Source organism: Streptomyces sp. JLBJ103 (assembly GCF_058215575.1).
On sequence record NZ_CM177089.1, the window covers coordinates 6,656,037 to 6,677,578 of the forward strand.

Annotated in this window: 15 protein-coding genes and 4 pseudogenes; 9 read left to right on the forward strand and 10 right to left on the reverse strand. The window is 68.9% G+C overall.

Features of this window, described 5'->3' with window-relative positions:
- Positions 1 to 37: 37 nt before the first annotated feature.
- Positions 38 to 838: pseudogene (locus AC4BEG_RS29435) on the reverse strand (integrase).
- A 382-nt stretch (positions 839 to 1,220) separates the two neighbouring features.
- Between AC4BEG_RS29435 and AC4BEG_RS29440 the strand changes: the two are divergent.
- The 3 genes and pseudogenes from AC4BEG_RS29440 to AC4BEG_RS29450 form a co-directional block, all read left to right on the forward strand.
- Positions 1,221 to 1,421, forward strand: a complete 201-nt coding sequence (locus AC4BEG_RS29440; RefSeq protein WP_490707245.1) for a hypothetical protein — start codon at positions 1,221 to 1,223, stop codon at positions 1,419 to 1,421.
- Positions 1,422 to 1,517: 96 nt separating this feature from the next.
- The gene (locus AC4BEG_RS29445) at positions 1,518 to 1,598 is read left to right on the forward strand and encodes a hypothetical protein (protein WP_490707246.1); all 81 of its coding nucleotides are present in this window, start codon (positions 1,518 to 1,520) and stop codon (positions 1,596 to 1,598) included.
- A 39-nt stretch (positions 1,599 to 1,637) separates the two neighbouring features.
- Positions 1,638 to 2,172 (forward strand): annotated as a pseudogene (locus AC4BEG_RS29450) (polyphosphate kinase 2 family protein); the annotation flags it as partial.
- Positions 2,173 to 2,283: 111 nt separating this feature from the next.
- Here AC4BEG_RS29450 and AC4BEG_RS29455 read toward each other — a convergent pair.
- From AC4BEG_RS29455 to AC4BEG_RS29470, 4 genes are all read right to left on the reverse strand, one after another.
- Positions 2,284 to 3,123 carry an ABC transporter substrate-binding protein gene (locus tag AC4BEG_RS29455; RefSeq protein ID WP_490702731.1) on the reverse strand — a complete coding sequence of 280 codons (840 nt, stop codon included), beginning with the start codon at positions 3,121 to 3,123 and terminating at the stop codon, positions 2,284 to 2,286.
- Positions 3,124 to 3,231: 108 nt separating this feature from the next.
- Entirely contained in the window at positions 3,232 to 4,809 is a 1,578-nt protein-coding gene (locus tag AC4BEG_RS29460) for an amino acid ABC transporter permease/ATP-binding protein (protein ID WP_490702732.1), read from the reverse strand.
- Complete coding sequence (locus AC4BEG_RS29465) at positions 4,806 to 6,008, reverse strand: M20 metallopeptidase family protein (protein WP_490707247.1); 1,203 nt, start codon at positions 6,006 to 6,008, stop codon at positions 4,806 to 4,808. The genes AC4BEG_RS29460 and AC4BEG_RS29465 overlap by 4 nt, the downstream gene beginning before the upstream one ends.
- A 240-nt stretch (positions 6,009 to 6,248) precedes the next feature.
- Positions 6,249 to 7,214, reverse strand: a complete 966-nt coding sequence (locus AC4BEG_RS29470) for a LysR family transcriptional regulator (RefSeq protein WP_490702733.1) — start codon at positions 7,212 to 7,214, stop codon at positions 6,249 to 6,251.
- Between the two features lie 338 nt (positions 7,215 to 7,552).
- Between AC4BEG_RS29470 and AC4BEG_RS29475 the strand changes: the two genes are divergently transcribed.
- The 3 genes from AC4BEG_RS29475 to AC4BEG_RS29485 all read left to right on the forward strand — a co-directional run bounded on the left by AC4BEG_RS29475 (position 7,553) and on the right by AC4BEG_RS29485 (position 10,508).
- Positions 7,553 to 8,179 carry an ATP-binding protein gene (locus AC4BEG_RS29475; protein WP_490702734.1) on the forward strand — a complete coding sequence of 209 codons (627 nt, stop codon included), beginning with the start codon at positions 7,553 to 7,555 and terminating at the stop codon, positions 8,177 to 8,179.
- Between the two features lie 177 nt (positions 8,180 to 8,356).
- Positions 8,357 to 9,574, forward strand: a complete 1,218-nt coding sequence (locus tag AC4BEG_RS29480; RefSeq protein WP_490702735.1) for a CaiB/BaiF CoA transferase family protein — start codon at positions 8,357 to 8,359, stop codon at positions 9,572 to 9,574.
- A 31-nt stretch (positions 9,575 to 9,605) separates the two neighbouring features.
- Positions 9,606 to 10,508: an HpcH/HpaI aldolase/citrate lyase family protein gene (locus AC4BEG_RS29485; RefSeq protein WP_490702736.1), complete on the forward strand. Its 903-nt coding sequence runs from the start codon at positions 9,606 to 9,608 to the stop codon at positions 10,506 to 10,508.
- A gap of 265 nt (positions 10,509 to 10,773) precedes the next feature.
- On the opposite strand, the gene AC4BEG_RS29490 is transcribed toward AC4BEG_RS29485, so the two are convergent.
- From AC4BEG_RS29490 to AC4BEG_RS29505, 4 genes are all read right to left on the reverse strand, one after another.
- Positions 10,774 to 10,986 carry a hypothetical protein gene (locus AC4BEG_RS29490; protein ID WP_490702737.1) on the reverse strand — a complete coding sequence of 71 codons (213 nt, stop codon included), beginning with the start codon at positions 10,984 to 10,986 and terminating at the stop codon, positions 10,774 to 10,776.
- Positions 10,987 to 11,071: 85 nt separating this feature from the next.
- Positions 11,072 to 11,203, reverse strand: coding sequence for a hypothetical protein (locus tag AC4BEG_RS29495; RefSeq protein ID WP_490702738.1), 132 nt, complete (start codon positions 11,201 to 11,203; stop codon positions 11,072 to 11,074).
- Positions 11,204 to 11,677: 474 nt separating this feature from the next.
- Complete coding sequence (locus AC4BEG_RS29500; RefSeq protein ID WP_490702739.1) at positions 11,678 to 13,891, reverse strand: ATP-binding protein; 2,214 nt, start codon at positions 13,889 to 13,891, stop codon at positions 11,678 to 11,680.
- Positions 13,884 to 14,366: a hypothetical protein gene (locus AC4BEG_RS29505; protein WP_490702740.1), complete on the reverse strand. Its 483-nt coding sequence runs from the start codon at positions 14,364 to 14,366 to the stop codon at positions 13,884 to 13,886. Before AC4BEG_RS29505 ends, AC4BEG_RS29500 begins: the two co-directional genes overlap by 8 nt.
- Before the next feature lie 596 nt (positions 14,367 to 14,962).
- Between AC4BEG_RS29505 and AC4BEG_RS29510 the strand changes: the two are divergent.
- Positions 14,963 to 16,214, forward strand: a pseudogene (locus tag AC4BEG_RS29510) (IS21/IS408/IS1162 family transposase).
- A 95-nt stretch (positions 16,215 to 16,309) separates the two neighbouring features.
- Here the strand turns inward: AC4BEG_RS29510 and AC4BEG_RS29515 are convergent.
- Positions 16,310 to 17,388, reverse strand: a pseudogene (locus tag AC4BEG_RS29515) (integrase core domain-containing protein).
- A gap of 1,362 nt (positions 17,389 to 18,750) precedes the next feature.
- On the opposite strand from AC4BEG_RS29515, the gene AC4BEG_RS29520 reads away from it, so the two are divergent.
- Both AC4BEG_RS29520 and AC4BEG_RS29525 read left to right on the forward strand, forming a co-directional pair.
- Positions 18,751 to 21,027 carry a sensor histidine kinase gene (locus tag AC4BEG_RS29520; protein ID WP_490702741.1) on the forward strand — a complete coding sequence of 759 codons (2,277 nt, stop codon included), beginning with the start codon at positions 18,751 to 18,753 and terminating at the stop codon, positions 21,025 to 21,027.
- Positions 21,028 to 21,085: 58 nt separating this feature from the next.
- Complete coding sequence (locus AC4BEG_RS29525; RefSeq protein ID WP_490702742.1) at positions 21,086 to 21,532, forward strand: roadblock/LC7 domain-containing protein; 447 nt, start codon at positions 21,086 to 21,088, stop codon at positions 21,530 to 21,532.
- Positions 21,533 to 21,542 lie beyond the last annotated feature (10 nt).

Here is a 21,542-nt window from a genome sequence, read left to right on the forward strand (position 1 = left end):
GGAGGATTGCCCTTGCCGGAAATCTCATCCGTGCAGGTCACGCTGCATGTCGGTATGCGTGGAGGATGCCGCCGAGGCGATCGTCTCGACGTATGTCGAGGCGGGATGATGTGTCCGGGTCGTCGATCGGTGGGGGCAAGGGGTGTAGCGGTCTGGCGTTCGCGATGCCTTGGTGTGGTCGATGTCCTTGTAGAACTGCTCGAACTCGCTGAGGGCGTGGAGGAGGTGTCGCTGGTTCCAGATCAAACGTCCGGTCCAGGACCTCGCGGCGACAGGTCTGTATCCACCTCTCCGTGATCGAGTTCATTCCTGGCATCTGGATGCCGCTGAGGACGACTTCGATCCTCGCGTCCTTGAGGACGGCGTCGAAGAGGGCGGGGAACTTTCCGTCCCTGTCCCGGATCATGAACCGTTCCCCCAACACAAGCACCTCGCCGTGCAGGCGTCGGTACCCCCAGCTCGGGTTCTTCTTCGCCGGCCGGAGCACCAGGATGCGGATGGAGCGCACGGTGGGTGGTCGTCCCGGGCGTTTGGGCTGGCAGGAGGCGGCATGGCGGCGTGCGAGGAGGTTGCGGTGCCAACGCAGTACCGTGTCAGGGCGTACGAGCAGCCGTAATCTTCGCAGGACGTGCAGTGGCATCCGGTGCAGCAGCGCTGCCAGGAATGCCCGATCCCCGGGCGTGAACCGGATCTTTTCGTTGCCGAGTTGGCGTTCCAGCACGGTGATCTGGTGGCGCAGGGCGAGGATCTCCGCGTCCTTGTCCCGGTCGGTCATCGGCAGCAGGCGAAGCATCGCGAACACGCTCGACACACCCAGGTAGGCCAGTCGCAGCAGCACGATCGATCATCATGGCGCGTTGACAGCGGCTGCGCGAGAGTGTCGGTTCGAGCGACCGCGGCCAAGGTCTCGGGAACCCGAAGAAGCGCTCCGCACCAGGGCAGATGAGACTTCCGGCAAGGGCAATGGGGAACGCCGTCGGCCCACACCTGGACGGCGGTCATCTCGGCCTGGGTGAGTGTCCCGGTCGTGTCCGTGCACACGACGGTGGTGGAGCCGAGCGCCTCCACCGCCAGTAGTTGCTTGACCAGCGCGTGCCGACGGGCCATCAAGGCGGCCTGGCGCTGTAGCGGGGTCTTCTGCCGCGGCGCCGCTGCGGTGAGTGCTGCCTCAGACACCCGTCGAAGCCCTGGTGGCTCAGTGCGCTGCCGCACGGCTTCTGGTGCTCGGTTCGCACGGGCGCGGCGCCGTGGGCGGCTTCCTGCTCGGGTCCATGGGGCTGCGGGTGCCGACGCTGTCGACGCATCCCGTGGTGGTGGTGCACCGGAGCGGCGGTGTGCGGGCCGGGCCCGGGGAGGGCGACGTCGTGGTCTGGCGGAGGCCGTCGCGTTGTGGCGGGAGAAGTATCCCGGTGTCCCGGTGACGGAGGAAGCCGAACGCGGCCACGCGGCGGAGGTCCTTGTGGGGGCGGCCGCGGGCCGCGCTGGTGGTGGTGGGCCGCCCTGCCCACCGCCCCGCCGTGGGGCCGCGCCTCGGTCACGTCGCCCACGCCCTCCTCCATCACGCCACGTGCCCCGTCGCCGTCGTCCCGCACGACTGAAGACCATGCGGCCGGGCGGTCCGGAAGGGAGGAGGTCCCATGCCGCGCAGTACACCACCGGACGACGGCGGGCCGGGACGAGTGCCCCGTAGCCGGTACGAGAAGGAACTGCGTCGGCTCCAGATCGAGTTGGTGAAGCTCCAGGAGTGGGTGCGGGCCGAGGGCCGGCGCCTCGTGGTGGTCTTCGAAGGGCGCGACGCGGCCGGGAAGGGCGGCGCGATCAAACGGGTCACCGCGCGCCTCAACCCACGTGTGGTGCGAACCGTCGCCTTGCCGGTGCCGACCGACCGCGAACGCACCCAGTGGTACTTCCAGCGCTACGTCGGTCAGCTTCCCGCGGCGGGGGAGATCGTGCTCTTCGACCGCAGCTGGTACACCCGGGTTCCGTGGTACGTCGTCGACGGCGACGACAAGCGCGCGGCCCGGATGACATGATCGCCCACCTGCTGTCGTCCGTGCCGCACCGCGAGGTGCGGCTGCTGGAACTGCAACTGCCGCCCCGCCCGCCGCACACCGGCTACGGCGCTCGCCCAGACACCTGCAGACCTTCGTACCCGACCACACCGCCTCGCTCCTGGCTGCCGCCCCCGGCCCCCGGAACGGATATCGGTGGGGAAGACATCCGCCCATGACCGGCACCGTCGATGGGCTGCCGGCGGACGGCAGCGAGCGGGAACGCGGACGCTCAGTTCCGGGGAGTGGCGGGAGCTGGAGACTTGGTCGCCTGGGGAGCGAGGGCGGGCCACACTTTGATCAGTTGCTTCCGTGGTGGCTTCTTCAACCACTTGTGGTAGAGCTTCAGATAAGTGCCGTCCTTGATCATCTGTCCCATCGTCGTGTCGATCGCCGTTTGCAGTGCGGTCGAGCCCTTGGGCAGAGGGAGGGAGGCGCCGATGGGCTGCGGCGTCTCGATGGCGATGCGCAACGATGGGTACTCCTTGACGAGGTCCTCCGCCACGGTGCCGCCGAGGGCGACCGCCTCGATCCCACCGGACCGCAATTGGCCGACGGCGGCATTGACGTCCCGGAAGCGTGTGATTTTGGCCTTGGGCATGTGCTCGGCGACGTACGTCTCCTGGACGGAGCCGAGGGTGACGCCGACCTTCTCGCCGTCGAAGTCGGCGACCGCGTCCGCGGTGGAGGAGCGGGTGGTGAGCACGGCGGTGTAGCCCCAGTAGAAGGGCTTGGTGAAGGCCACGTTCTTCTTGCGCTCGGGGGTCGGATTGAGTGCGGCGGCGCCGATGTCGTAGCGCCTGGTCCTGATACCGGTGAGCAGACCGGAGACATCGGTGGTCCGGTACTCGACCTTCAGACCGCGCCGGTGGGCGACCTCGTTGATGAGGTCGATGGCGAAGCCCTGGGGCCCGTTGTCGCCGGAGAAGGAGAAGGGCTTCTGGTCGCCTTGGGCGGCCGCCGTCAGAACGCCGGGGCGGATCAGATGGTAGGGGTTGGGGCCGGAGTCCTCGGCACCGCAGCCGGCCACCAGCGTGCTGGTGCAGGCGGTGAGCACGGTCAGCAGGACCACGGTCCTCCCGGAGCGTCGTCTCCACCGTGCCGGTCTCGGACGTGTTTCCCTCTGTGGTGCATTCATCTGTCGTCCTTTCGGTTCGGGGTGCGGGCGGTGCGGGACGGCTCAGAGCACCTGGGAGAGGAATTCGTTGAGACGTGGGGTGGCGGGGGTGGTGAAGATCTCGGTCGGTGTGCCCCGCTCGGCCACGACGCCTTGGTCCATGAAGATGACGTGGTCCGCCACTTCGCGGGCGAAGCCCATCTCATGGGTCACCACGATCATGGTCATCCCGGACCTGGCGAGATCGCGCATGGCAGCCAGGACACCCTTGACCAACTCCGGGTCGAGGGCCGAAGTGGCCTCGTCGAAGAGCATCACGTCGGGCCGCATCGCCAACGCCCGGGCGATGGCCACGCGTTGCTGCTGCCCTCCGGAGAGTCGGAAGGGGCGCTGGTCGGAAAGGTGGGCGAGGCCGACCTGCTCCAGGGAGTCATGGGCGCGGTGCCGGGCCTCCTCCGGCGTCATCCCGCGGACCTTGGTGAGCGCGAGCTCCACGTTCCGCTGCACCGACATGTGCGGGAAGAGGTTGAAGTGCTGGAACACCATCCCCACCCGGGAGCGGACGCGGTTGACGTCACAGCCCGGGTCGGTGATCTCCTCCCCGTCGATGACCACACTGCCGCTGGTCGGTGTTTCGAGGAGGTTGACGCACTTCAGCAGAGTCGACTTGCCCGAGCCGGACGGGCCGATGACACAGACGGTCTGCCCGCGCGGGATGTCGAAGGAGACCCCGCGCAGCACTTCCGACGCGCCGAACGACTTGTGGAGGTCCCTTACGGTGATCATGGCGTCCCCCTGGGGCACTGCCAGAGTGGCGGAGACCGGCTGCTGGGGGGCCGCCTCGGCGGCTTCGTGGACGACAGGTGTGGCGGGTCGGTCCGCGTCCTTCACGGGGAGCGCGGGATTCTCGGCGGCTTGCACCGTGTCGCCGGCCGGCGCCGTTGGGGAGCGGCCTTCGCGTAGTCGGCGGTCGAGCCAGTTCACCAGGTGCGTCAGGGGCACGGTGATCGCCAGGTAGCACAGGGCCACCGCGGTCAGCGGCGACATGTTGTAGGTGCGGGTGGCCTCCTCCTGCGCGATGAAGAACAGCTCGCGTTGTCCGACGCCCAGCCCGAGGAGATAGACGAGGGAGGTGTACTTGATGTCGATCACGAACTGGCCGGCCATGGCGGGCAGTACGGCCCGGATGCCCTGCGGTACCACGATCAGGCGCATGGCCTGGAGGTAGCCCATGCCCAGGCTGCGGGCCGCCTGGAGTTGGCCACGGTCGACGCTCTGGATCCCCGAGCGAAAAATCTCGGCCATGTAGGCCGCGGAGATGACGCCGATGGCCAGGACCGCGTAGCCGAACGGGTCTTCGCCGAAGGGCCGGATGCCTGCGGCAGGGAGTCCGACCCCGAAGATCATCACGGTCAGGATCGACGGCAGACCGCGGAAGATGTCGACGTAGGTCCGGGCGGGCAGCCGCACCCACCACCGCTGTGAGAGCAGCCCCACCGCGAGGAGCAGTCCCAGGACCACTCCCATGGACACCGCCAGGGCGGCGATGAGCAGGGTGTTGGCCAGGCCCTCGGTGAGGAGGCGGGGCATGATGCCGACGATGGTGTCCCAGTCGAAGAATGTCTGGAGGATGTTGTTCATCGGGACCCCTCCGTGGCCAGCTGGCGCATGGCGAGGCCCGCGTACAGTGCCGCACCGTCCGCGAGCACGTCATCGGAGAAGGCGGCGGACGGGCTGTGGTTGTCGGGGGCGACGGTGTGGTCGTCACCGGTGCAGGCGCCGTACACGACAAAGCAGCCCGGCACTTCGTCGGTCACCCGGGAGAAGTCCTCCGAGCCGGCGTGTGGGAAGTCCATGTGCTCATAGCGTTCCGGCCCGAACATCTCAAGCGCGGTCTGTGCTACCAGTTCCGCGCAGCCGGGGTCATTGACGGTGGCCGGATACTGCGTCACGAAGTCGACGTCGGCGGTGAGCCCGTGTGCCGCGGCGATCTGCCCGCACATCTGGGCCGTCTGCTCCTTCATCCGCTCCAGCGCGGCCGACGAGAACGTACGCACGGTCGCCCGGAAACTGACCTGCTCCGGAAGGACGTTGGGCGCGGTACCGCCGTGAATGGTGCCCACGCTGAGCACTACAGGATCGAAGATGTCGAACCGGCGGGTCACCATCGCCTGGAGCGCCAGCACCATTTCGGCGGTGGCCGGCACCGGATCGAGACCGAGATGCGGGACCGAGCCGTGCCCGCCGCTGCCGTTGACCCGTACGGTCAGCACGCTGCTCGCGGAGAGAACGGTGCCGGGGCGGGTGGCGAAGATTCCCCGGGGGAGCCGGGCCGACATCACGTGCAGCGCGTAGGCCGCGGTCACCCGGGAACCGGCGGCGTCGAGCACCCCTTCCTCGATCATGTGTCGCGCTCCGTCCCAGCCCTCTTCCCCGGGCTGGAACATGAAGACCACATCGCCGGCGAGCGTCTCCCTGCGCGCGGCGAGGAGCCGGGCGGCGCCGGTCAGCATGGTGGTGTGCAGATCGTGCCCGCATGCGTGCATCGCCCCCTCGATCCGGCTGGCGAAGTGCACGCCGCTGCGCTCGTGCACCGGAAGGGCGTCCATGTCGGCGCGCAGCAGGACGGCGGGGCCCGGGCGCCCTCCACGCAGCACAGCCGTGACGGACGTCAGCTCTCGCCCGGTGGCGATCTGCAACCCCAGACCGTCGAGGGCGGTGAGAACGGTCTGCTGGGTGACGGGAAGATCGAGGCCGATCTCCGGGTGGCGGTGGAGAGTGTGTCTCAGTTCCGTCAGATCCGGCGCCAGACGCTCTCGCGCTTCCTTCGCCAGTTCCATGTGGGGCATTCCGCCTCCTGGTGTTCGCTGTCAGGCGTCCGCCCGTTTCCCGGGGCCTGGTACGCCTGTGGCCTGCGCCACCATCGTGTCCCAGCCACATGCCACCGTCCAGCATCAATAGTGCATTGACTCATGCACTCAATGCATAGAAAAGGGGGGGCGCGTCCCCGGCTGAATCACGGCGTTTCCATCGGCGCAATGGCTCGCCCCGGGGGCCTGCGGCTGGTCCCTGAGGCCGCCCTAGGCGCCCGTTGTGTCCACCTCGGCCCGGTCCGGCACGTCGTCCGTCCAGCTCACTCCGGTCGGCAGTTCGTGCCCGGTGACGCGGAGATTTCCCAGCAGTTCCAGCACGTGCTGGGATGCGGGCGACGGGGCCCGGTCGGCGCGGGTGACGACATCGAGCCTGCGTTCCACGACCGGATCCCCGATCGGCCGGTGCGTGAGGGTGGCGAAGCTCATCAGCGCCTGGACCAGGGCGGGCAGCACGGTCACGCCCAGCCCTGCGGCGACCAGTCCGCCGACGGTGGCGACGTTGCTGGCCTCGACAACGCCCGCCACCCGCACATCGGCCTGCGCGAACGCCGCGTCGGTGAAGGAGCGCACGCTGGAGTCGGCTCCGATGGAGACGAACTGCTCGCCAGCCAGGTGGGACCAGCTCAACTCCTCGCGTTCGGCGAGGGGATGGCCAGGGGGCACCGCGGCGAAGAAGCGGTCCTGGACGAAGGGCCGGGCCACCAGCCCTTCGGGCAACTGCCGGGGAACGGTGATCGCCAGATCGGCATCCCCGGCCATGACGTGATCGAGTACACCGCGGGCCAGCCCGTCGAGTATGCGGATGCTGATCTCCGGGCGCTCGGCGTGCAGCGTCGAGATCACCGGAGGGAGCAGTACGGCCGCCACGGACGGCAGTGTCGCGATGGTGACCGTCCCGCGCTCCCCGGACAGGAAGCGGCCCAGCTGGTTCATCTCCGCCCGGTGTGCGGAGAGCACCCGCTCCGCGACCGCCAGCAGCTCGGCGCCCTGGGGTGTGAGCGCTACGTTGCGGGTGTCCCGCACCAGGAGCCGCACCCGCAGGGTCCGCTCCAGCTCGGCCACCGTCCGGCTCAGTGCGGACTGGGAAACATGCAGCTCACCGGCGGCGGCGGTGAAGCTGCCGGCTCGGGCGACCGCCGCGAATGCCTCCAGCTGGCGCAACGAGAGATCCATGATTCCAGATGATAAATAACCCTGATTCATTGCCGCGATGGCACCGATGCCCTGGGGGCGGGATCCCCGGCATCCCGTAGGGGCCCCACTGAGACGAGCGTCCTGCTCAATAATGCATTCGCTTCATGAATCGATGAGCTTTTGATGTTGGACATGCACTATTTTGCCACGGAATATGGCTCCTGTAAGACATCGCGTCGGAAGAAGCCAGCCTTCCCGAGAGGGCTCGCCCACCACGGGTCGCGACTCCTTCGCGCCCGTCGCGCACAGTCGCAGGGATCGGACCACCACCGGCCCGTCCGCCGAGACCGGTCCCACTGCAAAGGAGCCGAGCGGACATGATGAACGCCCCCCTCTCTGTTGCCGCCCCACCGCGACACCGCAAGGCCGTGCCACGGCAGACTCCCGGCACCGCGCATCCCGTCCCCCGGCATGTGCGCTCCACCGCCCTCTGCCTCTGCTCCGTCGTCGAACGGGAACGTCGGCGCCATGGCCTCACGCGGTGCGACGAGCCGGTGCAGGTGTTCCCGCACCCGGAGCTGTCCCCGGGCCGGTCCGGTGTCTGGCTGCTGCCCGCCACGGCGCAGAAGGCGGCCACCGTACGCCGGCTGTGCAGACGCCAGTTGGCTGCCTGGCAGGCGGAAGCGCTGGTGGACGACGTCCAGTTGATCGTCACCGAACTCTTCTCGAACGCGCTGCGGCATGCCGCCCCGCCCTACACGCTGGCCCTGCTGCTGCACCGCCGGCCCCGCGGGCGGGATGCGATCACCGTGGCCCTGGCGGACTGCTGTCCCGACCAGCCCCACCTGCGCGCACCGTATGAAGACGGCGGGCGAGGGCTCGCCCTGGTCGACGGGGCGGCTGCCGCCTGGGGCTGCCACCAACTGCCCCAGTACGCAGAAAAGTTCGTATGGGCTGTGGTCTCCGTGGGCGGTGAGGCGCGGCCCGCCGGAAAACAGCAGTGAGGACGGCGGCCGCACCGCACCCCTCCATGATTGATGCGTTCACTGCATGTATTGATGGAATTTTGTTGCTGGACAGGCATTTCCACTTTGCGGATTCTGAAGAACCCCCGATGACGTCCGGGACGCTGGGACGCCGGGGCGGAGGAGATGGAGCACAACACCGCGAGGGAGCGCATCGTGCCGGATGAACCTCGGAACACCGCCGGAAGCGGGCAATTGAGCGGGCTGAAGGTGGTCGAGTTCGCCCATGTGGTGGCCGGGCCCCTGGCCGGCTCGCTGCTCGCCGACCAGGGAGCCGACGTGGTGCACGTCGAGCCACCCACCACCGGCGACGCCGCACGCACCATGGGCCCCCAACGCGACGGAGTCTCCTTGTGGTTCAAGGTCGCCGGACGCAACAAACGCTCAGTCACCCTCGATCTCCACCGAGTGGAGGGCCGGGCCGTCGCCGAGCGGCTCATCGCCTGGGCCGATGTCGTCATCGTCACCCTGCGAGCCGGCCGGCTGCGCAGCTGGGGACTGGACTGGGAGTCCGTGCACCGGATCAACCCGAAGGCCGTACTGCTGCAGATATCCGGGTTCGGCGCCACCTCCTCCCTCGCCGACGCCCCGGGCTTCGGCAAGATGGGAGAAGCCCGCAGCGGCGTCGTCCACCTGACGGGATTCCCCGACGGCCCCCCGGTGCACACCGGTTTCTCCCACGGTGACGCGGTGACCGGGCTGATGGGGGCCTACGCCGTGCTCGCCGCCCTGCACCGCCGTGAACGCGACGCCGATTTCGACGGCGAATGGATCGACCTCGCGCTCTTCGAGCCGCTGTTCCGGCTCGTCGAATGGCAGGTCATCGTTTACGACCAGCTGGGGAAGGCACCCGAGCGGTCCGGGAACCAGCTGGCGGTCGCCCCGGCCGCGGTGATCAACACCTACCGCTCCGGAGACGGTGACTGGATCACCGTGACCTCGGCGACGCTGCGCTCGGTGCGCAATGTGGCCGCCCTGCTCGGGCTGTCCGAGGCGGAGTTCACGACGGCGGAGCAGCAGTACGCCCGGCGCCATGAGCTGGACGAGGGACTGCGGGCGTGGATCGCGGCGCGGACGACCGACGAGTGCCTTCGGGAGTTCGCCCGCACCGAGGTCGTGGCCTCCCGGGTGTTCGACGCTGCGGACATCGCCGCCGACCCCGTCTACGCCGAACGCGGTGACATCGTGACCGTCGACGACCCCGATCTGGGGCCGGTCCGGATGCAGGCCGTGCTCCCGCACTTCCGGCAGAAGCCCGGCGCGGTGTGGCGGACCGGGCCCGCCCTGGGGCACGACAACCACCTCGTCTACCGCGACTGGCTGGGGCTCAGCGAGCGGGAACTGGCCGACCTGGAGAAGAACGATGTCATCTGACGCCCACGCGCCGGCGCCACCCCGGCCTCCGTTGCGCTCTCTGCTCTTCGTTCCCGGGACCAGGACCGACTGGCTGCCCAAGGCACAGGCCGCCGGCGCGGACGCGGTGATCTTCGACCTGGAGGACGCGGTACCCGAACCGGACAAGCCGCTCGCCCGTGCGCGCGTCGCCGACGCCCTCGCCCGTGGCGAGGAAGATCCCGCGCAACGCACCGCGCTCTTCGTACGGATCAACCCACTCGACGACTGGGTGGGGGCCGCGGAACTCCGAGCGCTGGTACGCCCCGGGCTCACCGGGGTCGTCCTGCCCAAGGTGCGCTGCGCCCACGATGTACGGATCGCCGACCAGCTGCTCCGCTGGTGCGAACAGGAGCAGGGCCTGCCCGTGGGCAGCGTCGCCCTGGTACCGCTGCTGGAGACGGCCCGTGGTCTGCGGGAGGCCTACGACATCGCCCGAGCAGCCCGCCGCATCGCCTACCTGGGCGCGCTCGCGGCCGCGGGCGGCGACGTGGAACGTGCGGTCGGCTACCGCTGGAGCCCGGAGGGGGCCGAGACACTGACACTGCGCTCCCGCGTCCTGCTCGACGCCCGGGCGGCAGGAGCGCCCCACCCGGTCACCGGACTGTGGACCCGTATCACCGACCTCGTCGGGCTTCGGGCATTCGCCGAGCAGAACCGCTCCATCGGCTACGAAGGCATGATGGCGATCCACCCGTCCCATGTCCCGGTCATCAACGAAGTTTTCTCCCCCGACCCGGAGGAACTCACCCGCTACGCACGGCTGATAGCCGCGGTGGAGGCGGCGCAGGCCGCCGGAGCGGGCGCGGTGCTGTTCGAGGGCGAGATGGTGGACGAGGCCATGGCCGCCACCGCACGCCATGCCCTGGGACGCCAAGCGGACAGCCAGCCGTGTGCGGCCCGGGGAGCACGGTGACGGGCGGTGGCCCCACGTTTGCGGGGTGTGGCTTTGCCGCTCCGTTCACCTGATGCGACACAACTCATCGGTTGCGCCGCTCAGGGCGAGCGGGGCACGGCGTTGACCCGCCGTTGTTTGCCGGCGTTCGCTCCTGGTCCTTGACCGTTGACCTTGAGCCCTGTGGGATTCTGAGCGTCGCGTCGGCTGAACCCGCGAGGCCCGATGCTGACAGCTCCACAGTGGCGCATGACGCTGGGGGACACGGCCCGCACGGGGGGTCCTGCTAGGAGGCTCCTCGCAGGACGACGGCCCCGGTGCTCGTCCTCCTGGTCGAGATCAAAGTCAGCGCCGGCCAGGCGTAGAGGGATCCTCCGCCGCGGCGCAGGTCGAAATCGAACTGACCGTGCCGTTCCAGGGCGCGCCGCTGCTCGGGGTCGCCGTCGGGGAGGGTCAGCTCGACGTAGCCGCGGCCGTCCTCGCAGACGCCCTGGCACACGATGTCCCCAGTGATGAGAAGGGTGTCGGTGCGACGCCGAGGTGGACGGAGTCGCCGTGGATCGGGCGGGGCCCGGGGAAGGGGTTCATGCGCTCGCTCCCAGCGGCACCTCGGCGATCGGGGTCCATCGGATGTCCTCGTCGTCGTGCCACTGCTCGACGAGGTGCAGGCGGTCGGCGAGGACCGTCGCGGACAGCGGCTGCTCGATCGCGGACAAGGGCCCGGAGCGCGACCGCGTCGAGGGCTTCGGCGCCAGCCGTCGTGTACCCGAGGGACACGTGGGGGTACCGGCTCGGGGCCGCGCTGTAGCCGGCCCCCGTGCGGGCCGTCGCCTCCGCCACGGTGTCCACGAGCGTCCGGAAGGGGCTGCCGGGCCAGCCGCTGACCTCGACGGCGAAGGCGCCGACGGAGGGCCGGTCGAAGGTCAGGATGACAGGCTCCAAGGCCCGTGCGGAAGTCCGGACGTCGTCGAGGAGCGCGTCGACATCGACGGCGCCGCGTCCCAGCCCCACAGCGTGCAGGAGTGTGCAGTGCATCCCGTCGGCAGGCACCCGAGACAGCCCCGGTCCGCTGGTCCCCTCGTTGTAGGTTCTCGTTTCTGACGTCCTCTGGGGCGCCTCTGACGTCCTCGGGGGCGCCACTGACCTGCCGTTCTGTGGTTGTCTCAGCTCATGTCCCCCGCCCTTCTGTCTCACATTGATGTCCCTTTGTCGGTTGTGGTTGGCGGATCGGGACGGTCCCGCAGCCGTACGGCCACCACGCCCGCCAGGGTGTCGTCGTCCAGGGCCTCGAAGAGGTCCAGCGCCTGCTGCCAGGACGCGCGGGCCGCCTCCGGGCTGCCGCTGGCGTGCAGCGCATCCCCGAGGCGGTAGCAGCTCTCAGCCTCGCCGTGCCGGTCGCCGACCTCACGGCGGGTGGCCAGCGCGCTCCGGTACAGCTCGGCCGCGCGGTCGTGCCTGCCGAGGTCCTGGTGCACGTCGCCGAGGCCGTGGAGCGTGGTGCCCGCGGCCCAGGCGTCCCCGACCTCCCGCCGGATGGCCAGCGCCTCCTCGTAGTCGTCGAGGGCCTCCTCGGACCGGTGCAGCATGTGTTTGACTCCGGCCAGGTTGTTCAGAGCGAAGCCTTCGGCCCAGCGGTCGCCGATCTCCCGGGCGATTGCCAGCGCCTGCCGGTAGTTGACGAGCGCATCCTCAGGCCGTCCCAGGGCCGCACCGATACCGTGCAGCGCGAAGCCTTCGGCCCAGCGGTCGCCGATCTCCCGGGCGATCGCCAGGCCCTGACGGTAGTGGGCCAGGGCCTCCTGAAGCCGGCCGAGATCGTAGTAGGCGTCCGCGAGGTTGCACAGCAGCCATGCCTCGCCGCGCCGATCCCCCGAGCGCCGGGCTGCGGCGAGGCCGACCTCGTGGGTGGCCGTCCAGTCACCCCAGGGCTTGCGCAAGTAGAAGTAACCGACCATCGCCACTGGGAGCTGCGATGCGAGGGCGTCGAGGCCCTCCTCGGCAGCCGAGCGGACGGCAGCTACCAGGTTGGCCCGCTCCGCCTCGCACCAGTCCAGCGCCTGCCGACGGGTGGTGAACGACAGCGGTCGGCTAGACGCCTCAGGGGGGTCGAGGAGCACGTGGCGGCGGGGCGGGACCAGGATCCGGTCGGCGGCGTCGGCGGTGTGCAGGTACCAGGTGAGCAGCCGGTGCACCGCGGCGGCCCTGTCGGGCTCGGCCTCCTCGGTCTCGGCACGCTCGGCCGCGTAGTCGCGCAGCAGGTCGTGGAAGCGGTACCGGTCGGGCCCGGTCTCCTCCAGCAGGTGCACGCCAGCCAGCCCGCGCAGCAGCCGGCGGGCGCGGTCCGGCGCGGTGCCGACCAGCACAGCCGCGGCCTGTAGGCCGATGTCCGGACCGGGGTGCAGGCCCAGGAAGCGGAACAGGTGCGCCTGGTCAGGAGCGAGGACCTGATACGACCAAGAGAAGATCACGCGCACGGCCGCTGCCGGGTCATCGTGCACGCCGAGCGTGTCGAGCCGGTCGGCTTCGAGCTCGTCCAGCAGGTCGGCCAGGCTGCTGTGTGGCCGTGCGGCTACGCGCTCCGCCGCGATCCGCAGCGCGAGCGGGAGGCAGGCGCAGGCCCCGGCCAACGCTGCTGCGGCGTCGGCCTCTGAGTCCATCCGCTCCGCGCCGACGATCCTGCGCAGAAGAGCGACGGCCTCGTCGGGCGGCAGAAGGCCCAGGGTGACGCGCTGAGCGCCGTCCAGCGCGACCAGCCCGGCCAGGTCGCTGCGGCTGGTCACCAGCACAAGACAGGACGGGCTGTTCGGCACCAGAGCCCGCACCTGCTTCGGAGTTGCGGCATTGTCGAGGACGACCAGCACCCGGCTGCCGTCCAGCTTCGACCGGTACAACGCCTGGCGCTCGGCCAGCGTGGTGGGGACCTGGGCGGGCGGCACGTTCAGCGCGGTCAGGAACGTCCTCAGCGCCTCGGCCGGCTCGACCGGCAGCCCTCCGGCATGGCCGCGCAGATCGATGTAGAGCTGCCCGTCCGGGAACCGCTCACGGACCCGGTGGGCCCAATGCACCGCGAGAGCTGTCTTACCCACTCCGGCCGTGCCCGCGATCGCCGAAACCAGGACCGGTCCGGGGCCACCGCCCCCGTTCTGGGAGAGAACTGCGTCGAGCCGGGCGATGTCGGCACTGCGGCCGGTGAAGTACCGGACGTCCGGGGGGAGCTGTCGGGGCGGCGGCAGGGGCGCGGGCAGCGGCAGGTGGACGACCAAGTCGCGGCCGGCCTGGTTGATGTCGCCGTACCCCTGATGGACCGCCGAGCCCGGGGCGCCGGGACTCCGCTCTGCCGATCGGTCGGCACTGCCGGGCCGCCCCCGGCGGTGCGGAGTGGACGGGCCTGCCGCCTCATCCACGGTCCGGGTCCTCGCCGGGCGTGGCGTCGGCGGGGGGCGGGAGGGCCGATCGCCGCCCCTGGTGGATGGACAGGTCGCGGCCGACCTGGTTGATGTCGCCCGAACCGTAGTGGGTGGCCGATCCAAACCGGACCTCGCCTGCCCCTCGCCCGGCGGCCCCATGTGCTTCGAGCCCGAGCACGGCACTGAGCCGCTCGGCGGTTCCGGCGTCGGCGGCCAGCAGCTCGCCCAGGAAGCGCTGGCACCGGGCTAGGATCTCGTCCTGGGCCGCGAGGTCCGCGCGCTGCCGCGCCTCCATGAGCTCGGCCCGCGTCTCCTCCAGCGCGGCGGCTAGCGCATCGTCCCGCTGCTGCGGCCGCACCGCGTGCCACAGGTCCACCAGCGCCTGTCTGGTCCGGTTCCACCCGTCCGTGGCCATGGCCCCGATCAGGGCCGTGGCCGCAGCTGACGCCAGGGTCGCCAGTTCGCTGTCCACTTGCACTCCTCTCCCTGTTCGCCTACCAGGGCATGCCGGTGCCGCTACCCTTCCGAACCAGGGGGGCCGCCTGGGGCTCCCAGCGGTGAATACCCTCGATCGGGTGATACGCCAGAGCGGCGGGTGGGAGCGAAACCTGGAAGATCCGCCCGCAGCCACTCCGCCGGCTCGCGTTGCCCGTCGCCCCGGCCGAACCAACGTGCCACGGCCTGCCGCAGCCCGGTCCACACGTCCGTCTCCGGCAGCCTGCACCACTGCGGTCCCACCTGCCGCAGCCAACGCCACAAATGCCTATTCCAGCATCCCCGTTCTTCCCTCCCCAAGACCAAGCTCACGCCAGCACGGTAACGCCGTATCAGATGCCCGCACAGCACACCCTGAAGGAATAGGTGCTGTGTCTGCTCCGCTTGCCGCCCGCAGTACCCCTCGGCGTTCGTCTCACTCCCCTGCCTGGCTTTATCGAGCAGTAGCGATGTCACTTGTCGATGAGTTTGGGAGGTACCCCAAACCATGGTCGAGTGATGTTGATGAGTTTGGGAGGCACCAGGTCTCTTGCCAGGGCAGCATCGGGTTGCTCCTGGTGAAAGGTGCTGGTCATGCCGCAGATGTCGAAGGTCGAGCTGTACGCGGCAATCCGGCGTGACCATCGCGGTTCGGCATGTCGATGCGGGAGCTTGAGCGCAAGTACGGCGTGACGTGGCGGACGGTGCGGAAAGCGTTGGACTCGGCCTGGCCGGAGCCGCGCAAGCAGCTCCCGCCCCGGGCATCCTCCCTGGACCCGTTCAAGCCGGTAATCGACGAGATCCTGCGGTCGGATCTGGATGCGCCGCGCAAACAGCGGCACACGGTCACCCGGATCTTTCATCGGCTGGTCGAGGAGCACGGCCGTCCACCGGGTGTTCGCCTCGGCCGGCCAGGAAGCCTTCTTTGAAGGCCACGTCCACGCGCTGCGGACGCTGGGCGGGGTCCCGCGGGGCAAGGTCCGCTACGACAACCTCAAGGCCGCTGTCGCCCAGGTGCTGGGACTGAGTCGGGCCCGGGTGGAAACGGACCGGTGGATCGCGTTCAAATCGCACTTCGGCATCGAGAGCTTCTACTGTCGACCTGGCATCGAAGGCGCCCACGAGAAGGGCGGAGTCGAAGGCCAGATCGGCTACTTCCGCCGCAACCACTTCGTTCCCGTCTCCGAGATCTCCTCGCTCGCTGAACTGAATGAGATGGTCGAGCAGTGGGACCGGCAGGACGACGCACGCCGCATCGGGGGGGAGATCCAAGACGGTCGCGGAGTGCTTCGCGCTCGAACAGCCGCTGCTGCGACCGCTACCCGACGAACCTTTCGAGACGGGTCGGCTGTTCACACCCCGGGTTGACCGCTACAGCCAGATCGCTGTCCGCACCAACCGCTACTCGGTCCCGATCAGGCTGATCGGGAGACGGGTTCGGGTCGTGCTGCACGCTTCTCACCTGGTGGTTTACGACAAGAACGTGGAAGTGGCTCGGCACGAGAGGCTGATCGCCAAAGGCGCCGTCCGCCTGGATCTGGACCACTACCTGGAGGCTCTGATCCACGTCGCCGGCCTCGCCGCGGCTCTGCGGGCCGGGGCCATGACCGCGGACGCTGTTGCTCTGGAGGCTCGCAAGGCCGCCCAGGCCGAGACCGAACCCACTCGCGGAGCAGGCCAGATGGTGTCCAGCAAGCTGTCGGCGACGGTGACGTCCCTGCACGAGTGGCGCCTGGCTCATCTTCCGCCGGACACCAGGCCGCTGCCCTCGGTGACCCCCTATGACCAGTTGCTCCGACGTCGTCGTGAAAGCGGCGGTGACCACCGTGAGGGAGAAGCGCAATGACCCTGCCCCGCCAGCGAGGCTTGACCGAGCAGGCCGCCGACGCCTGTGCCGCTCGGAAATACGATTCGGTCTGTGAGCACGGCGACGTCTTTTGCTCAGGCAGCTTGGCGGTACTCGTTGATCAGTCCGCCGAGGACGGGCCGTCGTTGGATTTGGTGGGCTTGGATGTCGGTGGCGTCGGCCGGTGCGGGAGGTTCGGTACTGTCTGGGGATAGTTGCTGCCGGGATTGGTGGGGGCGGTGCCGGTTGTAGTGCCTGATGTACTCGGTCAGAACTGCTTGGGCATGGGCCTCGTTGTAGATCAGGATTCGATCGAGGACTTCACGGCGTACGGTACCCACGGCTCGCTCGCAGATTGCGTTCGCCTTTGGTGCCCGAGGCGGGCTGAGTAGGATCCTCACGTCGTCGGCCTGGAAGGCGGCGTCGAAGGTGCTGGTGTACTTGCTGTCCCGGTCGCGGAGGAGGAAGTGCAGGGTGTCCATCCGGCACCCCAGTGTCATCGTGAGGTTTCTGGCCTGTTGGACGGTCCACCGGGCGGTGGGGCGCGCGGTGACGCCGGCGAGGTGAAGGCGCCGGGTGTCGTGTTCGATGAAGACCAGGGCGTACAGGCGCTTGAGCGCGATGGTGTCATGTGGAGGAAGCCGGCGGCGAGGATGCCGTGGGCCTGGGCGGTGAGGAATTCACGCCAGGTTGGGCCGGAGCGTGCGGAGCGGGATCGATGCCGCGTGAAGGATCTCCCAGACCGTGGATGGGGTGATCGGGTAGCCGAGGCGGGCGAGTTCGCCCTGTATGCGGCGGTGGCCCCATGTGTTGTTCTCCTTGGCCAGGCGCAGGATGAGCTGTTTGATGGTGGGCGCGGTGGACGGCCTGCCGGGGCGGCGGTGCTGGGGGAACGTCCACTTCCGCGCCAGGAGTGCCGGTGCCAGGCCAGCGGTGTGGTGGGGGTGACTGCGCATACGTGGCGCCAGCGTTGTCGCGGGACCAGATGGGAAAGGACGGCGAGCCAGATTCGGTCGGCGGGCTCGTAGCGGACTCGGGCGATCTGGCGGCGTAGGACCGCGTTCTCGTGCCGCAACGCCAAGACTTCCGCGTCCTTGGCCACGCGGCTGCGCAGCATGGCAGCGGGCACCTTGATCAGGTTCCGGACCAGCGCGGTGACGATCGACAGTGTCATCGGCAGATCATCCCAGGCGCGGTGCAGGCCGCCGCCCGGTGCGGAGAAGCCGCAGGCCAGAGGCAAAATCGTATTTCCGAGCGGGACAGGGCGGGTCCAACAGCGTGCGGTCCCAGGGAGGACACCAGAAACAGGGCGGCGGCGAGTATCGGCCGCAGGACCGCGTCGTCGACGGGCTGGGTCTTGTTCTCGGTCCGGGAGGCGCCGTCAAGGAGTGGATCGCTCAGAGCGAGAAGGCGGTCAACTCTGGCCGAGCTGAGGCGCGGTCCGTCCCGGCCGGGCAAGCGCCCACGATCTGATGGCGTGAGACAGGTGTCCACGATGATGGGGAAACGTCGGACCCCCGAATGAGCCAGCGGTATCGCTGACCACACCCGGGGGCCCGCCGGGGACCTCGGTCAGAAGAAGAGCGTCACCAGACTCTGAGCGATCTGCAGGGCTTGGGCCACCGCCGTCACCGTGATGCCGCGAGTCCGATGGCCGTCACGCATGCCGCCAGCAGTGCGAGGCTTCCGCGTGGTCGCGCGGTGTGACTTCGCAGACTGATGATCATTGCTTTTCTCTTCCCCTTCTCTGTGCCATGCCCGTCCGGGCCGACAGGGGGGACCGGGCTGCAGGGAACGTGACGTAGCCCCGCGAACCCCTGGAAAGCACGGTCAGGTTCGTAGGGCGACAGGTACTGCCCGCCGGGCCCCACGAGTGGCAATCTGCGCAAATGAGATGTGCCTTACATGCGTCAACTGACGGATATTTCTCCGGGCGCGCTGGGTTCGGATGCGACGGCAGCGCGGCGCCGGGATACCGAAGGTGCCGGGGCCCCGCCCGGCGTGGGGGCGCATCCCGGTCGTGAGGCTTGCTCATTGCCGCAGATCACCGCGGAGCGGAATCGGGGTGACGGTACGGATTGGCAACATAACGCTACCGGGCCGTAAAGCGTCAGCGGTCCGCAGCGCAACGCAGATTTTCCCCTCTGAAAGGCACTCAGTCGCCACTTGGGTCAGGTGCCGGCGGTCCGGGAAGAAGTTTTCCCGAATCCACCGAGCCTGACGGGACGGCGGTTACCCGAACCATGTCGCATGCGGCGATCAAGGCCACCGCCGATCCGTCATGATGGGAGGCAGATGGCAATTGATGAACCATCAGGTCGCGGCGACTGGTGTCGAAACAGGTAAGACGCTGCTAGCGTAACGGTGCGCTATGGGGCCGGAGGCGCCGTTACCCGGCATTGCCATGGCGCCCCTTCGGCCGCCCAGCTCCCTCCCCGCACAAGGACGTCACATGGCACCACGGAGAAAGCACTGGCGCCGACGGAGATCCCTGCTCACCTCGCTTCTCACGCTCGCCCTGGTCCCCAGTACAGCCTTGGCCCTCATCTGGGCCGAGAATACGTACCAGTTGCTTTCCCAGGGGATGGATCTGGCCGAGCAGTCACGTCTCGGTCGCACTATCGACCCCCGATTGAACAGCCTCCGTTGGAATCTTGAGGTGGAGCTTCGTAAGAGCGCCGGTTGGCTGGCTGACTCGGATGCCTCTCCTAGCGCTCTGGAAAGCCAGCGAAACAGGACGGATGCTTCCGTCAGGGCACTGGGAAATCTGCGTCAGAAGCTTGCGGACGCCCCCGCTCATGTCCGAAACGCCGAAATGCCGTTCGTCGAAGCACTGGAGCGATTTCCACTGAAGCGGCTTCGCTCGGGAATCGATCAAAGGGCTGTCAGCGGACCCGAGGTGATCGCGGCGTTCACTTCCCTGATCAACATGGAGATAACGTCGGTGTTCGAGGTCCGCCAGGTACCTCAGGGGTCACTGGTGTCGCAGGCTCAGCCACTTTCGATGCTTATCGAGATCGAGCAGGCGATCCACATGGAGGACACCGTGATGTCCCAGGCGTTGCCTTCCGGCAAAATGAGCCCGGAGCAGCGGGTCGCGTTCATGTCACCGCTGGGCCTGCAGCGGTCACTCCTCGCCGTGTTGCCTTCCATCCAGTCCCGCTCCGAACAAGCCGCGGTGGCGAAGGTGACCAACACCGCCGCGTGGAAGAGAATGGTGGCGGTGGAGAACGCCGTCATCACGGCGCGCGCCGAGTCCCGTTCCGGCACGGCTCTGCCCGCGGCTGCCCAGTGGCGCTCGTCCCTGGACCAGGTCGAAGCCGGGCTGGAGGACCAGATCGCGGCCGACGGCACAAAGCTGCTCGCGTCGCAGAACGACACCGCCTACCAAACGCTGCGTCACGAGGGTGCGATCAGCCTTGCGGGGCTTCTCGCCGTCATCATCTCCGCCACGCTCTCGTGGCGCGTCTCCCGCTCCTTGCTGCGCCGTATGGCCGGGCTGAAGGCGGCCACCCTGGAGCTGGCCCACAAACGGCTTCCGGACGTGGTCGACCGGCTGAACCGCGGTGAGACCGTCGATGTCAAAGCCGAGGCAATGGAGCTGGACTACGGCACCGACCAGATCGGTCAGGTCGCCCAGGCGTTCAACGCCGTGCAGCGCACCGGAATCAGCAGCGCGGTGACCCTGGCCGAGGCCCGCCGTGGCTTTCAGAAGGCGATCCTGGTCACTGTCCGCCGCGCCCAGAACCTGGTGAACGGCCAGCTCGCCCTGCTGGACGAGTTCGAGCGCAAGCACCAGGAGCCGGATGTCCTCAAGGACCTGTATCAGCTTGACTCCAGGGCAAGCCAACTGCGCCGCTACGAGGAGAACCTGCTGGTCATCAGTGGCGGCAGCCCGGGGCGCCGCTGGAACGAGCCCGTTGCCCTGGCGGATGTGCTGCGCAGCGCGGTGGGTGAGGTCTCCGAATACCAGCGCGTCACCGTGAGCGCTGATCACCGGGTGAGTCTCGCCGGCCATGCGGTCGCCGACGTCATCCATCTGCTGGCCGAACTCGTGCAGAACGCTGTCCACTTCTCGCCGCCCGTCTGTCCGGTATTCGTCAGAGGGGACACCGTGGGGAAGGGCGTCGCCGTCGAAGTCGAAGACCGCGGCGTCGGGATGTCCGACCCGGAATACGCCGTGGCCAACCAGAGGCTGGCCGAACCACCCCCCTTCGATGTGCTCTCCCTGAAAGACGACGCCCGACTGGGGATGTTCGTCATCGCCCGGCTCGCCGACCGCCATTGCATCAAGATCACGTTGAGGGCGTCGGCCTTCGGTGGCACGTCCGCGGTCGTCCTGATTCCCGAGGTGCTGGTCGTCCGTGAGACCGCTCAGCGAGGCGACGCCGCCGAGGCACAGGCACAGGCACAGGCACAGGTGCAGGCACAGACACCGGCACCGGCACCGGCACCGTCAGGTCTCGACGCCGAGGAGCCCGACGTGTTCGCGCCACGGCGCGCGGGAGCTCCCGTCGACTCGCCCGCCCAGGCTGCCCCCATGGCACCGGTCTCCTTCGCCCCTGCCCCCACGGCGAACGGGAGTACCGCTACGGACCAGGACCCACCCCGTTCGCTGCCGCCCCTTCCGGAACGCATTCCCCAGGCCAGCCTGGCCCAGGAACTGCGTCACACCCCGACCCTCGAGGCGCAGCACACCCCGTCCGCCGGACCCCTGCCCTCGGCGGAGCAGGCCGCGCGGACCATGTCCGCGTTCCAGCGCGGTACCACGCAGGCGCGGCACTCCGGCGAGCCGCCGCGGCACCGCCGATAAGCCGTACGACGTCCCCTCCCGCTGCTGCCGATCCCGCCCCCCTCCAGGAGAACGACCGATGTCCACACCCCCCACACCCGACCCCCACAGCGGACTGGACCTGATGCTGACCGGCCTGGTCGAACAGGTCGCCAACGTCCGCCACGCCGTCGTCCTCTCAGAGGACGGACTGGTCGTCAGCAAGTCCACCTCCCTCGCCCGGCCCGAGGCCGAGCGCCTGGCGGCCACGGCGTCGGGCCTGATGAGTCTGGGACGCGGCGTCTGCACCGACTTCGACGGCGGGGCGGTGACCCAGGCACTGATCGAGATGCGGGAGGGCTATTTGGTCCTCACCGCTGGAGGCGCCGGTGCCTACCTGGCAGTCCTCGCCACGGCGACGGCGGACGTCGGCGTGGTCGCGTTCGAGATGAACACGCTCGTCAAGAGAATCGGCGAGCATCTCGGCGCCGCTCCACGTCCTCCGCGCACCCCCACACGCCCATCCGTTGACGCACAGCCTTCATGAGCTGGGGACC

What these genes read in the sequence shown, in the direction of transcription:
- AC4BEG_RS29525 (WP_490702742.1), top strand. Translation starts at nt 21,086, where the DNA reads ATGTCCACACCCCCCACACCCGACCCCCACAGCGGACTGGACCTGATG.
- AC4BEG_RS29465 (WP_490707247.1), bottom strand. Translation starts at nt 6,008, where the DNA reads ATGGAACTGGCGAAGGAAGCGCGAGAGCGTCTGGCGCCGGATCTGACG.
- AC4BEG_RS29475 (WP_490702734.1), top strand. Translation starts at nt 7,553, where the DNA reads ATGATGAACGCCCCCCTCTCTGTTGCCGCCCCACCGCGACACCGCAAG.
- AC4BEG_RS29460 (WP_490702732.1), bottom strand. Translation starts at nt 4,809, where the DNA reads ATGAACAACATCCTCCAGACATTCTTCGACTGGGACACCATCGTCGGC.
- AC4BEG_RS29470 (WP_490702733.1), bottom strand. Translation starts at nt 7,214, where the DNA reads ATGGATCTCTCGTTGCGCCAGCTGGAGGCATTCGCGGCGGTCGCCCGA.